The sequence below is a fragment of the Blastococcus sp. SYSU D00813 genome, assembly GCF_054050735.1.
The window spans coordinates 14,815-27,420 of sequence record NZ_JBJGZX010000003.1; the positions used below are offsets into that span (position 1 = coordinate 14,815).

The window sequence follows — 12,606 nt, forward strand, 5'->3', positions numbered from 1 at the left end:
CAACTCGATCGACTACTCTGCGTCACCTGAGCGCGACCCGGGCGTGTCCCAGGCCACTCCCCGGCGCGTCGCCCCGTCCCCGGCGGGCGTCCTGCACAGACTCGGTCCGTGCCACCTCGCTCCCCCTACGACGACCTGGTCCACCCACGGACGGTGAAGAAGCCCGCGCCCCAGGTGGAGGCCGAGCGCGACCTCGTCGTCGAGGACCCGAGCTCCGGGTTCGTCGGCGCCGTCGTCCGCTGCGAGAAGGACGTCGTCCACCTCGAGGACCGGAACGGCCGCGTCCGCGCCTACCCCCTCGGGCCGGGCTTCTGGGTCGACGGGCGCCCCGTCGTCCTCGTCCGGCCCAAGCCGGCCGCGCCGGTGACGCCCACCCGCAGCGCGTCCGGGTCGACCTACGTGGCCGGGGCGCGGGCGCGGGTCGCGCGCGAGGGCCGCATCTACGTCGAGGGCAAGCACGACGCCGAGCTCGTCGAGAAGGTGTGGGGCCACGACCTGCGCATCGAGGGCGTCGTCGTCGAGCCGCTGCACGGCGTCGACGACCTGCCCGGCATCGTGCGCGACTTCCGCCCGTCGGCGGGCCGGCGGCTCGGCGTCCTGGTCGACCACCTGGTGACGGGGTCGAAGGAGTCGCGGATCGCCGGGCAGGTGACCGGCGCGCACGCGCTCGTCGTCGGCCACCCGTTCATCGACATCTGGCAGGCGGTGAAGCCGCAGGTCGTCGGCATCCGCGCGTGGCCGACGGTCCCGAGGGGCGAGGACTGGAAGACCGGCGTCTGCCGCCGGCTGGGCTGGGAGGACGACACCGGTTACGTGTGGGCGCAGCGCGTCCTCGCCCGGGTGCGCACCTGGACCGATCTCGAGCCGGCCCTGATCGGCCGCGTCGAGGAACTGATCGACTTCGTCACGCTGGACTGAGCGGGGTCGCCCGGTGACGGTCTCCGCCACCGGGCGGCTCCGACGACTCAGCGGGGCACGTAGTCGAACGTGTCCGGGTCCGGGCCGGTGCGCTCGTTGCGGTCGAGCGCGGTGATGGCGGTCATCGCGTCCTGGTCGAGCTCGAAGTCGAAGAGCGCGAAGTTCTCCTCCATGCGGCTGCGCGTGACCGACTTGGGGAAGACGACGTCGCCGCGCTGCACGTGCCAGCGCAGCACGACCTGCGCCGGCGTCCGCCCGTAGCGCTCGGCCACCTGCACGATCGCCGGGTCGTCGAGCACCTTGCCCTGGGCGATCGGCGACCAGGCCTCGGTGACGATCTCGTGGTCGGCGCCGAAGGAGCGCAGGTCGTCCTGGACCAGGTAGGGGTGCACCTCGATCTGGTTCACCGCCGGCCGGATCCCGCCCTCGGCGAAGACCCGGCGCAGGTGGTGGGCGTTGAAGTTGGAGACGCCGATCGCCCGGCACCGGCCGCTGGCGTAGATCTCCTCCATCGCCTTCCACGTCTCGACGTAGTCGACGTCGATGGTCGGCAGCGGCCAGTGGACGAGGAACAGGTCCAGGGAGTCGAGGCCGAGGTCGGCCAGCGTCTGGTCGAAGGCGCGCAGGGCGTCGTCGCGGCGGTGGAACCCGTTGTTCAGCTTGCTGGTCACGAAGACCTCGCCGCGGTCGATGCCCGACCGGCGGACGGCCTCGCCGACCTCCTTCTCGTTGCCGTACATCTCGGCCGTGTCGATGTGCCGGTAGCCGATCTCCAGCGCGGCCGTGACCGCCTCGACGGTCTGGTCCGGCGGGATCTGGTACACGCCGAAGCCGAGCTGCGGGATCTCGACGCCGTTGTTCAGGCGGATGGTGGGCACGGTTGCCACGGGAGTTCCTCTCGGGATCGCGGTGGAGCGCGCGAACCGGTCGCGCACGTCCTTCCGCTCGGCCGCTACCCCGCGGCCCCGTGCTCAACCGGCGCCGGAGGTGAGGCCTGCGGCACCCCGGCGCGCTGCCGGAGCAGCGGCGCCCCGGCCAGGGCGAGCAGCGCCGCCAGGGCGGCGCCGAGCGCGGGGACGGCGAACGCGTCCTCCGCACCCCAGGCGTCCACGGCCGCGCCGGCCAGGGCCGAGCCCGCCGTCACGCCGATGGTGAGGCCGGTGATCGTCCAGGCCAGCGACTCGGTGAGGACGCCGGGCGCGACGCGGGACTCGACCAGCGACGTGCCGGCCACCAGCACGGGGGCGATGGTGAGCCCGGCGAGGAACCCGCAGCCGATGAGCACCGGCAGCGACCCCACGCCCCACAGCGGCTGCGCGGCCAGCCCGAACGCGACCGCCGTCCCGACCAGGCGGGCCGCCAGCGTGCCCGGCACCCGGACGACGCCGTAGACCAGGCCGGCCACCAGGCTGCCGCCGGCGAACACCGCCAGCGCCGCGCCGGAGAGGGCCGGGACGCCGAGGTCCTCGGCGAAGCCGACGACGACGACGTCCAGGGAGCCGAAGACCACGCCGACGGCCACGTACGTGACGACGACGACCAGGAGCGCCGGCGTCAGCACCGACCGCCACCGGCGCCGCGCCCCGGCCTCGACCGGCGTGGGCGGCGGCTCGGTCTCGCGCTGCGTGGCCAGCCACAGTCCCCCGACGACGCCGGAGACGATGCCGGTGAGGAACCCGACCGGCGGGGCGATCAGCGTGGCCAGGAGGGTGACCAGCGGCGGGCCGAGGACGAAGGTGACCTCGTCGGCGACCGCCTCGAAGGCGAAGGCGGTGTGCCGCCCGCCGGGGTCCAGCGCCGCCGACCACCGGGCGCGGACGAGCGAGCCGATGTTCGGGCCGCTCGCGCCGGTGGCCGCGGCCAGGACGAACCACGACCAGGTGGGCGCGTCGGCGACGACGGCCGCGACGAAGGCGACGCCGGTGACGGCGAAGGCGGCCATGGCCATCCGCAGCACCCGACCCTGGCCGCGGCGGTCCATGGCGCGTCCCCACTGGGGTCCGGCCAGGCCGTAGCAGAGCGCCAGCACGCCGGAGACGGCGCCGGCGAGGCCGTAGCTGCCGGTCTCGCCCTCCACGAGGAGCACGGCGCCGAGGCCGAGCATCGGGGCGGGGAGGCGGCCGACCCAGCCGGCGGCGGTGAACGCGCGCGCCCCGGGGAGGGCGAACAGGCGGGCGTAGGGGGCGAAGACGGTGCGGGGTGACACGGGGACTCTCGCGCTTCCTGGCCACAGGCGAGTGCGGGGACGGGACCCGCCGGACCCTCGGGTGGCCCGGCGACCGTAGCAACGACGCCCGTCTCCGCGCCGCCCCGTTTCCGCGTGCCGGCCTTGTGTTGTTTGAAGTTTCATGCATCAATCTGTGAGCCGACGCACACGCTCGGTGACCACAGCCCGGAGGGATCCCCGTGCCCCGCTCCTCCCCACGCCGCCTGCTGGCCGCACTGGCCCTGACCACCGCCGTCGCGCTCGTCCCCGGGGTGGCCGCGGCCTCCGGCGGGGACGACGGCGGCGCCGACGACAGCAGGGGCGGCACGGCCGTCGCCGCGGCCACGCCCGGCGACTTCGCCGTCACCGTCAACGGCACGACGACGAACCCCGCCGCCGGCCGCGACGCGCGGCTGCGCGGGGTGACCCCGGCCGGGCCGATCAGCGTCCGCGGCGTCCACGTCGCGTTCACGATCGACCCGGCCACCCTCGGCGTGTACGACTACACCCTGACCGGCGCCCCGGACCCGCAGCGGATGGTGACCGCGCCGACCGTCGTCTTCGCGTCCAAGGTCCCCGTGCTGACCGCCGACCAGCGCCGGAACGTGCGCATCGACCAGCTCCAGGTGCGCGACGACACGCTGGTGGTCACCTTCACGACCGCCCGCGGCAAGCTCAAGGTGCAGGCCAAGGACGCACCGCAGGGCGGCATCTTCCAGATGGAGCAGGAGTTCGGCACGGCCGTCGAGTACGTGCACACCCTGGGCCCGGGCCTCTACTACTTCGTGAACGAGTACACCGGCAAGGTCAACTTCGGGAACGGGCTGGCGGCCGACGCGACCCACCAGATGCTGCTGGGCAAGGACAGCCCCCAGGTCGCGACGCGGCTGGAGCAGACGGCCACGACGACCCGCTGGTCGGTCGCCTCGGGTGGCCGCATGGGCGGCGTCCTCGGCGAGGACGCGATCGAGCTGTCGGCCGGGGCGACCAGCTGCACGAGCGACTGCCAGGCCCGCAACCGGATCCAGGGCTCGGTGCCGGTGCCGCCGGACCCGGTCTCGCCGACCCCCATCGGCTGATCCACTCCGCCCGACAGGGGTGGCCGGGTGTCCCGGCCACCCCTGTCGCGCGTCCGGACGACGGCGCGACCCGGCCGCCCAGCACTACATTCGGTCCATGTCCTCGCCGAGCCCGCTCCCGGACCCGGTGCTGCGCCGTCCCGACCCGGTCCCGGGGACCGGTGGCCTGGTGGACCGGTACGGCCGGGTGGCGACCGACCTGCGGGTGTCGCTGACCGACCGGTGCAACCTGCGCTGCACCTACTGCATGCCGCCCGAGGGGCTGGACTGGCTGCCCAAGGTGGAGGTGCTGACCGACGACGAGATCGTCCGGTTGGTGCGCGTCGGAGTCGAGCTGCTCGGCATCCGCGAGGTCCGGTTCACCGGCGGTGAGCCGCTGCTGCGGCCCGGGCTGCCGGGCATCGTCGCGGCGGCCACCGCTCTGTCCCCGCGACCCGAGGTCAGCCTCACCACCAACGCCATCGGCCTCGCCCGGGTGGCGCCGGCGCTGGCCGAGGCGGGGCTCGACCGCATCAACGTCAGCCTCGACACCCTCGACCGGGCGCGGTTCGAGCAGCTCACGCACCGCGACCGGCTCGACGACGTCCTCGCCGGCCTCGCCGCCGCGCAGGCCGCCGGGCTGACCCCGGTCAAGGTCAACGCCGTCCTCCTGCACGGGATCAACGACGTCGACGCCGTCCCGCTGCTCGACTACTGCCTCGAGCACGGCTACCAGCTGCGCTTCATCGAGCAGATGCCGCTCGACGCCCACCACGCCTGGACCCGCGGCCGGATGGTGACCGCCGAGGACATCCTCGAACGCCTGTCGGCCGCGCACACGCTCACGCCCGACACCGAGGAGCGCGGCTCGGCCCCCGCCGAGCGCTGGCTGGTCGACGGCGGTCCGGCGACGGTGGGGATCATCGCCTCGGTGACCCGGTCGTTCTGCGGCAGCTGCGACCGCACCCGGCTCACCGCCGACGGCCAGGTCCGCAACTGCCTGTTCGCGCGCGAGGAGTCCGACCTGCGGACGGCGCTGCGTGCGGGTGCCACGGACGAGGAGCTGGCCGACCGGTGGCGGATCGCCACCCTCGGCAAGCTGCCCGGACACGGCATCGACGACCCGAGCTTCCTGCAGCCGAGCCGGCCGATGTCGGCGATCGGCGGCTGACCGTGGCCACCGCCGTGACCGTGCGCTACTTCGCCGGCGCCCGCGCCGCCGCCGGGGTGGAGACCGAGACGCGGACGGCGGCGACCCTCGAGGAGCTCGTCCGGCAGATGGCCGACGCGCACGGGGAGAGGCTGGAACGCGTCCTCACCGCCTGCTCGTTCCTGGTGGACGGGGCCCAGGCCCGGGACCCGGGTGCCGCCCTCGCCCCGGGAGCCGTCGTCGACGTGCTCCCCCCGTTCGCCGGAGGTTGAGGAAGGACCCCCGCCCCCCACCGCTCGCAGGCTCGCGGCGGGCCCCGGCGGCGGGCCAGGCGCCACAGGAAGGGACATGCACATGAGCGTCTTCGACAAGGCCAAGGCCAAGGCCGAGCAGCTGCTCGGCCGCGCCGAGGAGCTGTACGGCCAGTCGCACGGCGACGCCGCGGCCACCCTCGACGGCGAGGCCCGCCGGCTGGAGGGCGAGGTCGAGGAGGAGGCCGCCGAGCGCGGGGAGGCGGCCGACGAGGCCCGCCGGCACGGGGACGACGGGCTCGCCGGAGCCCGCTGACCGGCCCGCGGTACCCGGCACCCGCCCCGGCCGGATCCGTTCCGGCACGGGTCCGACCGGTGAATGTCCCCGCCCGGGGCGGGTAACGCACGCGGGTATGCAACTCCCAGGGATCGCGGACATGGCGCCCTGGCGCGACTGGTCGGCCGCAGCCAGCGGCGCCCTGGAGTACCTGCACACGCACACGTCGTGGGACGCCTGGCTGGTCACCCGCGTCGTGGGGGACCGGCAGGTCGTCCTCTGCTCGCAACCGGTGGGGGTCGTCCGCCCCGGCGCGAGCCTGCCGTGGGCGGAGAGCTTCTGCCGGCAGATGGTCAGCGGCGTGGCGCCGCGGGTCGCGACGGTCACCGCCGCCGTCCCCGAGTACGCCACCCGGACGCTCCCGAACGGGCTGGCGGTGGCCGCGTACATCGGCGTGCCCGTCGTCGGCCCCGGCCTGGAGCTCTTCGGCACCGTCTGCGGGGTCGGCTCACGGGCCCGCCCGCTCAGCGCGACCAAGGACCTGCCGCTGGTCGAGCTCGTGGCCCGGCTGCTGAGCTCGCTGCTGGCCGCGGGCATGGACCCGGGCCCGGTGCCGGAGCCGCCGGCGCGGGTGGGCCCCTAGGGGCAGGCCACCCACTCCTCCTCGCCGTCGGTGAAGACCTGCCGCTTCCAGATCGGCAGCCGCTTCTTCACCTCGTCGACGAGCTCCGCGCAGGCGGTGAAGGCCGCGCCGCGGTGGGCGGCGCTGACCGCGCAGGCCAGGGCGACGTCGCCGATGCCCAGCAGGCCGATGCGGTGCGAGACGGCCACGGCCTGGACGCCCGGCCGGGCCGCGAACTCCTCGGCCAGCTCCGTGATGACCTGGGCCGCGGTGGGGTGGCCGACGTACTCGAGCTCGGTCACCGACCGGCCGCCGTCGTGGTCGCGGACGACGCCGGCGAAGGAGACGACGGCGCCGGCGGCCTTGTCGGTCACCGCCTCCTCGTGCTCGGCGACCGAGAGCGGCTCGTCGACGACCCGGGCGATCATCGGGCTGGTCACGGCGCCGACGGTACCCCGCCCGGTGGCACGTCGAGGTCGACCGGATCCGCGAGACCGGTGCAGTCGACCTCGGTGACGGGGTGCGCCGCGAGGTAGCGGCGGGCGCCCTCGTCGCCGGTCGCCGTGGCGGCGACGCCGGCCCAGTGCTCCCGCCCGAGCAGCACCGGGTGCCCGCGGACGCCGTCGTAGGTGGCGACCGCCAGCGCGTCGGGGGCGGCGTGCTCCGCCACCCGCTGCAGGGCGGCGGGCGTCATGCCCGGCATGTCGACCAGCGTCACCACGGCGGCGTCGACCCGGCCGGGCCAGGAGCGCAGGCCGTCCAGCCCGGTGCGCAGCGAGGAGGCCATGCCGGTCGCCCACTCGGCGTTGGCCAGCACGGTCGCGCCGTCGAGGTCCGCCGTCCGCCAGACGTCGACCGCCCGGGCGCCGAGGACGACGAGCACCGGGTCGCACACCGCGCGCGCCGTCCGGACCGCCCGCTCCACCAGGAGGCTGCCCTCGTACTCGACCAGCGCCTTGGGCATGCCGTACCGGCGGCCGCCCCCGGCGGCCAGGACGAGGGCGGCGGTGGTCGGGGTGGGCGGGGCCATGGGACCAGCCTCTCAGCGCTGGTAGACGGCGACCTCGGAGGCCTTGACGCTCGCCCACAGCTCCGCACCGGGCGCCAGGCCCAGCTCGGCGAAGGCGGCGGCGGTGACGTCGGCGAGCAGCGGCACCTCGCCGTCGAGCTCGCAGCGCACCGTGGCGCCGTGCGGGGTGGCGCTGGCCAGCCGCACCGGCCAGACGTTGCGCGGGCTGCCGTGCGGCGGCTCACGGTAGAGCGCCACCGACTCGGGGCGGACGGCGGCGAAGACCGGTCCGGCCGCGGGCTCGGCCACCGCGACCCGGCCGCCGCCGTCCAGCCGCACCGTCGTCCCCTCGCCGGTGCCGGGCAGCAGGGCCAGCCCGACCAGGCGGGCGACGTAGTCGGTGCGGGGCCGGCGGGCCACCTCCCCGGGCGGGCCGGCCTGCACCACCCGGCCGTCCTCGACCACGACGACCCGGTCGGCCAGTGCCATGGCGTCGACCGGGTCGTGGGTGACCAGCACCGTGCTGCCGGGGAAGGCGCCGAGGTGGCGGCGCAGCTCGGCGCGCACGGTGAGCCGGGTGCGGGCGTCCAGCGCCGACAGCGGCTCGTCGAGCAGGAGCAGCGCCGGCTCGGCGGCCAGGGCGCGGGCGAGGGCGACCCGCTGGGCCTGGCCGCCGGAGAGCTGCCCGGGCCGGTGGCCGCCGAACTCCCCCAGCTCGACCCGCGCCAGCCACCGCGCGGCCGCCTCGCGGGCCTCCCGGCGGCCGGCGCCGCGGGTGCGCAGACCGAAGGCGACGTTGTCGGTCACGGTGAGGTGCGGGAACAGCAGGTGGTCCTGGAAGACCATGCCCAGCCGGCGGCCGTGCGGCGGGAGGCGCACGCCGGAGGCGACGTCGTCCCAGACCTCGCCGTCCACCTCGACGCGGCCTCCGTCCGGGGCCAGGAGCCCGGCGAGGACCCGGAGCAGGGTGGACTTGCCGGCCCCATTGGGCCCGAGGACGGCGAGCACCTCGCCGTCGGCCACCCGCACGTCGAGTTCCACGTGCAACGTCCCCCGCCGGACGCAGACCTCCGCGGCGAGCGTCACGGCGCGGCACCCGCGCGGCCGAGCCAGCGACCCCGGAGGAGGAGCAGCGTGGCCAGCGAGACCGTGAGGAGCACCAGGGAGAGGACGATCGCCGACTCCGGGTCGCGCTGCAGCGCCAGGTAGACGGCCAGCGGCATCGTCTGCGTCGTCCCCGGGAAGTTGCCGGCGAAGGTGATCGTGGCGCCGAACTCGCCCAGCGCGCGGGCCCAGCACAGGACGGCGCCGGCGGCGATCCCCGGGGCCACCAGCGGCAGGGTGACCCGGCGGAACGTCGTCCACCGGTCGGCGCCGAGGGTGGCCGCGGCCTCCTCGTAGCGGGCGTCGGCCGCGCGGAGGGCCCCCTCGACGCTGATGACGAGGAACGGCATCGCGACGAAGGTCTCGGCGATCACGACCGCGGTCGTGGTGAACGGGATGGTGATCCCGAAGGCGTCGTCCAGCCAGCTGCCGACGATGCCCTGCCGGCCGAGGACGAGGAACAGCGCGACGCCACCGACGACGGGGGGCAGCACCAGCGGCACGGTGACCAGGGCCCGGAGCACGCCGCGGCCGCGGATGCGGGAGCGGGCGAGCACCCAGGCCAGCGGCACACCGAGGACCAGCGAGACGGCCGTGGCCAGCGTGGCCGAGACCAGCGACAGCCGCAGTGCCTCGCCGACGCCCGGGCCGGTGAGCTGGGGCCAGAGGTCGCTCCACGGCGTCCGGACCAGCAGCCCCGCGAGCGGCAGGACGAGGAAGGCGACCGCCAGGACGGCGGGGACGAGCAGCGGGAGCGGGACCGCTCCCTCGCGGGGACGCCTCACGGGGCGCGGAAGCCGGCGTCGGCCAGCGCGGCCTGCCCCTCGCGGGAGAGCACCAGGTCGACGAAGGCCCGGGCCGCCTCGGGGTTGGGGGCCTCGGCGAGGACGCAGACCGGGTAGTCGTTGACGGCGTCCTCCGCCTCCGGGAAACCGATCCCCTCGACCGAGTCCCCGGCGGCGGCGACGTCGGTGGCGTAGACGAGCGCGGCGTCGACCTCACCGAGCTCGACCTTGGTGAGGGCCGCGCGGACGTCCTCCTCGAGGGTGTCCGGCACCGCACCGACGCCGGCTGCGGCGAAGACGTCCTCGGCAGCGGCGCCGCAGGGCACCTCGGGAGCGCAGACGGCGAGCGTGAGCTCCTCGCGGGCGAAGTCGGCCAGCCCGGTGACGTCGGCCGGGTTGCCCGCGGGGACCGCGATCTGCAGCACGTTGGACGTGAACACCTCCGGCTCACCGTCGGCCAGGCCGGCGTCGGTGACGACGGTCATCTGGCCGGGGTTGGCCGAGGCGAAGACGTCGGCCGGCGCGCCCTGGGTGATCTGGGTGGCGAGGGCGGAGCTGCCGGCGAAGTTGAACTGCACGTCGAGGCCGGGGTTCTCCGCCTCCAGCTGCTCGCCCAGGTCGGTGAAGACGTCGGTGAGCGAGGCGGCGGCGAAGACCGTCAGGGTGCCGTCGAGCCCGCCGTCCGGTCCACCGCCGGCGTCGGCCGCGCCGCCGGTCTCGTCGTCGGCTCCGCAGCCGGCGAGCAACGTCACCGCGAGCACGGCGGTCAGGACCCTCGGCGACGTCCGCATGCGCGGGACCATAGCGGTGGCCGGCCTCCGTACGTGCGGATGCCCGCCGCTCAGGGGACGTCGACGCTGACCTGGGTCGCCTTCACCGTGGCCACCGCCCGGACGCCCACCTCGAGACCCAGCTCGTCGGCCGCCTCGCGGGACATGAGGGAGACCAGCCGGAAGGGGCCGGCCTGGATCTCGACCTGCGCCATCACCGTGTCCCGGACGACGCGGGTGACGATGCCGGCCAGGCGGTTGCGGGCCGAGGACGAGCGCGTCGTGCCCGGCTCCGGGGCCTCGTGGAGCTGCGCGGCCAGGCCGGCGAGGGCCTCCCCGTCGATCACCGCCGGACCGCCGGTGTCGCGGGAGGCGGGCAGCCGGCCGCTGTCGACCCACCGCCGGACCGTGTCGTCGCTGACGCCGAGCAGCCCGGCCGCCTCGGCGATGCGGTAGCTGGCCACGGCCGAACGGTAGCGAGGGCCGTGGGGAGCGGACGGAGGGACGGGCTGTCGACGACGCCACCGCCGTGGACGGACGGACAGACGGATCGCGTCGGCCTCCTCGGCCGTCGTGAGCGCGTGCACCGGACCGCCGTCACGGCCGCCTGCCGCCCTCGGACCTCCGCGCCACCGGCGGACCGTTTGCCGCGGAGATCCTCAGGGGACGAGTGGCCGGTGCCTCCACGCTCCACCGAGAACCCAGCGGGGGCCTCGCCCTCCGTCCGCACCCGACGGCTCCGGGAGGTCGCCCGCGACGTCCTCGGCTACGAGGAGCTCCGGCCCGGCCAGGAGGAGGCCATGCAGGCGGTCCTGTCCGGCCGCGACACCCTCGGCGTGCTGCCGAGCGGCGCCGGCAAGACGGCGGTGTACCAGGTCGCCGGCCAGCTGCTCGACGGCCCGGTGCTCGTCGTCTCGCCGCTGATCGCCCTGCAACGGGACCAGGTGGAGCGGCTGACCGACGTCGAGGGGCTGACCGGGCGTCCCGCGCAGCTCAACTCGAGCATGTCGGCGGGCGACCAGCGCGGGGCGCTCGAGGGGCTGGCGGACGGAACGGTCCGCTTCCTGTTCCTCGCCCCGGAGCAGCTCGCCAAGCCGGACGTCGTCGAGGCCGTCGCCGCCGCCTCCCCCGCTCTCTTCGTCGTCGACGAGGCGCACTGCGTGTCGGCCTGGGGGCACGACTTCCGGCCCGACTACCTGCGCCTGGGATCGGTCGTCGAGCAGCTGGGCCACCCCACCGTCCTGGCACTGACCGCAACGGCGGCCCCGCCGGTCCGCGCCGAGATCGTCGAGCGGCTCGGCATGCGCGACCCGGCGGTGGTCGTGGCGGGGTTCGACCGGCCGGAGATCCGCCTGGAGGTCGAGCAGCACGCCGACGCGTCGGGCAAGCACCAGGCGGTGCTCGACCGGGTGCTCTCGGAGGTCGGCGAGGGCCGCGTGCCCGGCATCGTCTACAGCGCCACCCGCAAGGGCACCGAGGAGCTCGCGGCCGACCTGACCGACCGGGGGCTGCGGGCGCGGGCGTACCACGCGGGCCTCAGGAAGGCCGACCGCGAGGACACCCAGCGGGCCTTCATGGAGGACGAGCTGGACGTCGTCGTGGCCACCACGGCGTTCGGCATGGGCATCGACAAGCCCGACACCCGCTTCGTGGTGCACGCCGAGCCCGCCGACTCGATCGACAGCTACTACCAGGAGATCGGTCGCGCGGGGCGCGACGGCGAGCCGGCGCTGGCGGTCCTGGTCTACCGGCAGGAGGACCTCGGCCTGCGCCGGTTCTTCGCCGCCGGCGCACCGGCCGAGGAGGAGCTGCAGCAGGTCGCCGGCCTGGTCGCCGCCGCCCCGGCTGCCGGGGTCGAGGACGGCGTGGAGATCAAGCAGCTGCGCGAGGAGACCGGCCGAGGGGCCACGCCGCTGGCCCGCGACCTCAACCTGCTGGAACAGGTCTCCGCCGTCGTCCTCGACGAGGAGGGCGCCGCCCACCCGGCCGACGGCGCCCCGAGCCCGGCCGACGCCGCCGCCGCGGCCCGCGAGCTGGCCGAGCACCACGAGCGGGTCGACCAGAGCCGGGTCGAGATGATGCGTGGCTACGCCGAGACCACCGAGTGCCGGCGGCAGTTCCTCCTCGGCTACTTCGGCGAGCAGCTCGAGGAGCCCTGCGGCAACTGCGACAACTGCTCCGCGGGGCTGTCCCACGAGCAGCCGGCCACCGGTGACGACGGCAACCCGTTCCCCGCGCAGGCGCCGGTCGAGCACAGCGAGTGGGGCCCGGGCATCGTCATGCGGGTCGAGGACGACCGCGTCGTCGTCCTGTTCGAGGAGGTCGGCTACAAGACGCTGGCACTGGCCGCCGTCCTCGACAACGACCTCCTCCGGCCACGCGGCTCCGCCTGACCACCCTTTCGGGCGCTCGGCCTGCGGACTCGGCCCGGCGCCCCGATGATCAAGCCGACGAGC

Annotated in this window: 15 protein-coding genes and 1 pseudogene; 7 read left to right on the top strand and 9 right to left on the bottom strand. The window is 75.5% G+C overall.

Going from position 1 to position 12,606, the window contains the following annotated elements; all coding sequences use genetic code 11:
- Positions 1 to 108: 108 nt before the first annotated feature.
- A complete protein-coding gene (locus ACI8AX_RS02670; protein ID WP_456548247.1) occupies positions 109 to 918 on the top strand; it encodes a DUF3097 domain-containing protein in 810 nt (269 codons plus the stop codon).
- A gap of 47 nt (positions 919 to 965) precedes the next feature.
- Here ACI8AX_RS02670 and ACI8AX_RS02675 read toward each other — a convergent pair whose 3' ends face one another.
- Both ACI8AX_RS02675 and ACI8AX_RS02680 read right to left on the bottom strand, forming a co-directional pair.
- A complete protein-coding gene (locus ACI8AX_RS02675; RefSeq protein ID WP_456548248.1) occupies positions 966 to 1,805 on the bottom strand; it encodes an aldo/keto reductase in 840 nt (279 codons plus the stop codon).
- A gap of 65 nt (positions 1,806 to 1,870) precedes the next feature.
- Complete coding sequence (locus tag ACI8AX_RS02680) at positions 1,871 to 3,124, bottom strand: MFS transporter (protein WP_456548249.1); 1,254 nt, start codon at positions 3,122 to 3,124, stop codon at positions 1,871 to 1,873.
- Positions 3,125 to 3,324: 200 nt separating this feature from the next.
- On the opposite strand from ACI8AX_RS02680, the gene ACI8AX_RS02685 reads away from it, so the two are divergent.
- From ACI8AX_RS02685 to ACI8AX_RS02705, 5 genes are all read left to right on the top strand, one after another.
- A complete protein-coding gene (locus tag ACI8AX_RS02685; protein WP_456548250.1) occupies positions 3,325 to 4,203 on the top strand; it encodes a hypothetical protein in 879 nt (292 codons plus the stop codon).
- A gap of 97 nt (positions 4,204 to 4,300) precedes the next feature.
- Complete coding sequence (gene moaA, locus ACI8AX_RS02690; RefSeq protein WP_456548251.1) at positions 4,301 to 5,353, top strand: GTP 3',8-cyclase MoaA; 1,053 nt, start codon at positions 4,301 to 4,303, stop codon at positions 5,351 to 5,353.
- A 2-nt stretch (positions 5,354 to 5,355) separates the two neighbouring features.
- A complete protein-coding gene (locus tag ACI8AX_RS02695) occupies positions 5,356 to 5,604 on the top strand; it encodes a MoaD/ThiS family protein (protein ID WP_456548252.1) in 249 nt (82 codons plus the stop codon).
- A gap of 82 nt (positions 5,605 to 5,686) precedes the next feature.
- A complete protein-coding gene (locus ACI8AX_RS02700) occupies positions 5,687 to 5,899 on the top strand; it encodes a hypothetical protein (protein ID WP_456548253.1) in 213 nt (70 codons plus the stop codon).
- Positions 5,900 to 6,020: 121 nt separating this feature from the next.
- Entirely contained in the window at positions 6,021 to 6,503 is a 483-nt protein-coding gene (locus ACI8AX_RS02705; protein ID WP_456548254.1) for a GAF domain-containing protein, read from the top strand.
- On the opposite strand, the gene ACI8AX_RS02710 is transcribed toward ACI8AX_RS02705, so the two are convergent.
- The 7 genes and pseudogenes from ACI8AX_RS02710 to ACI8AX_RS02740 all read right to left on the bottom strand — a co-directional run bounded on the left by ACI8AX_RS02710 (position 6,500) and on the right by ACI8AX_RS02740 (position 10,614).
- On the bottom strand, positions 6,500 to 6,922 hold the full coding sequence (locus ACI8AX_RS02710; RefSeq protein WP_456548255.1) for a molybdenum cofactor biosynthesis protein MoaE: 423 nt from the start codon (positions 6,920 to 6,922) through the stop codon (positions 6,500 to 6,502). The two genes, ACI8AX_RS02705 and ACI8AX_RS02710, sit on opposite strands and share 4 nt — an antisense overlap.
- Positions 6,919 to 7,512: a nucleotidyltransferase family protein gene (locus ACI8AX_RS02715; RefSeq protein ID WP_456548256.1), complete on the bottom strand. Its 594-nt coding sequence runs from the start codon at positions 7,510 to 7,512 to the stop codon at positions 6,919 to 6,921. Before ACI8AX_RS02715 ends, ACI8AX_RS02710 begins: the two co-directional genes overlap by 4 nt.
- 12 nt (positions 7,513 to 7,524) lie before the next feature.
- Positions 7,525 to 7,980: a TOBE domain-containing protein gene (locus ACI8AX_RS02720; protein WP_456548442.1), complete on the bottom strand. Its 456-nt coding sequence runs from the start codon at positions 7,978 to 7,980 to the stop codon at positions 7,525 to 7,527.
- Positions 7,981 to 8,100: 120 nt separating this feature from the next.
- Positions 8,101 to 8,577, bottom strand: a pseudogene (locus tag ACI8AX_RS02725) (ATP-binding cassette domain-containing protein); the annotation flags it as partial.
- Positions 8,574 to 9,380 carry an ABC transporter permease gene (locus ACI8AX_RS02730; RefSeq protein ID WP_456548257.1) on the bottom strand — a complete coding sequence of 269 codons (807 nt, stop codon included), beginning with the start codon at positions 9,378 to 9,380 and terminating at the stop codon, positions 8,574 to 8,576. The pseudogene ACI8AX_RS02725 and the gene ACI8AX_RS02730, both read right to left, overlap by 4 nt.
- The gene (modA, locus tag ACI8AX_RS02735; protein ID WP_456548258.1) at positions 9,377 to 10,171 is read right to left on the bottom strand and encodes a molybdate ABC transporter substrate-binding protein; all 795 of its coding nucleotides are present in this window, start codon (positions 10,169 to 10,171) and stop codon (positions 9,377 to 9,379) included. Before modA ends, ACI8AX_RS02730 begins: the two co-directional genes overlap by 4 nt.
- A 50-nt stretch (positions 10,172 to 10,221) precedes the next feature.
- Positions 10,222 to 10,614 carry a TOBE domain-containing protein gene (locus tag ACI8AX_RS02740; RefSeq protein WP_456548259.1) on the bottom strand — a complete coding sequence of 131 codons (393 nt, stop codon included), beginning with the start codon at positions 10,612 to 10,614 and terminating at the stop codon, positions 10,222 to 10,224.
- 213 nt (positions 10,615 to 10,827) lie between these two features.
- Here ACI8AX_RS02740 and ACI8AX_RS02745 point away from each other — a divergent pair, with 213 nt between their 5' ends.
- Positions 10,828 to 12,543, top strand: a complete 1,716-nt coding sequence (locus tag ACI8AX_RS02745; protein WP_456548260.1) for a RecQ family ATP-dependent DNA helicase — start codon at positions 10,828 to 10,830, stop codon at positions 12,541 to 12,543.
- Positions 12,544 to 12,606: the final 63 nt, after the last annotated feature.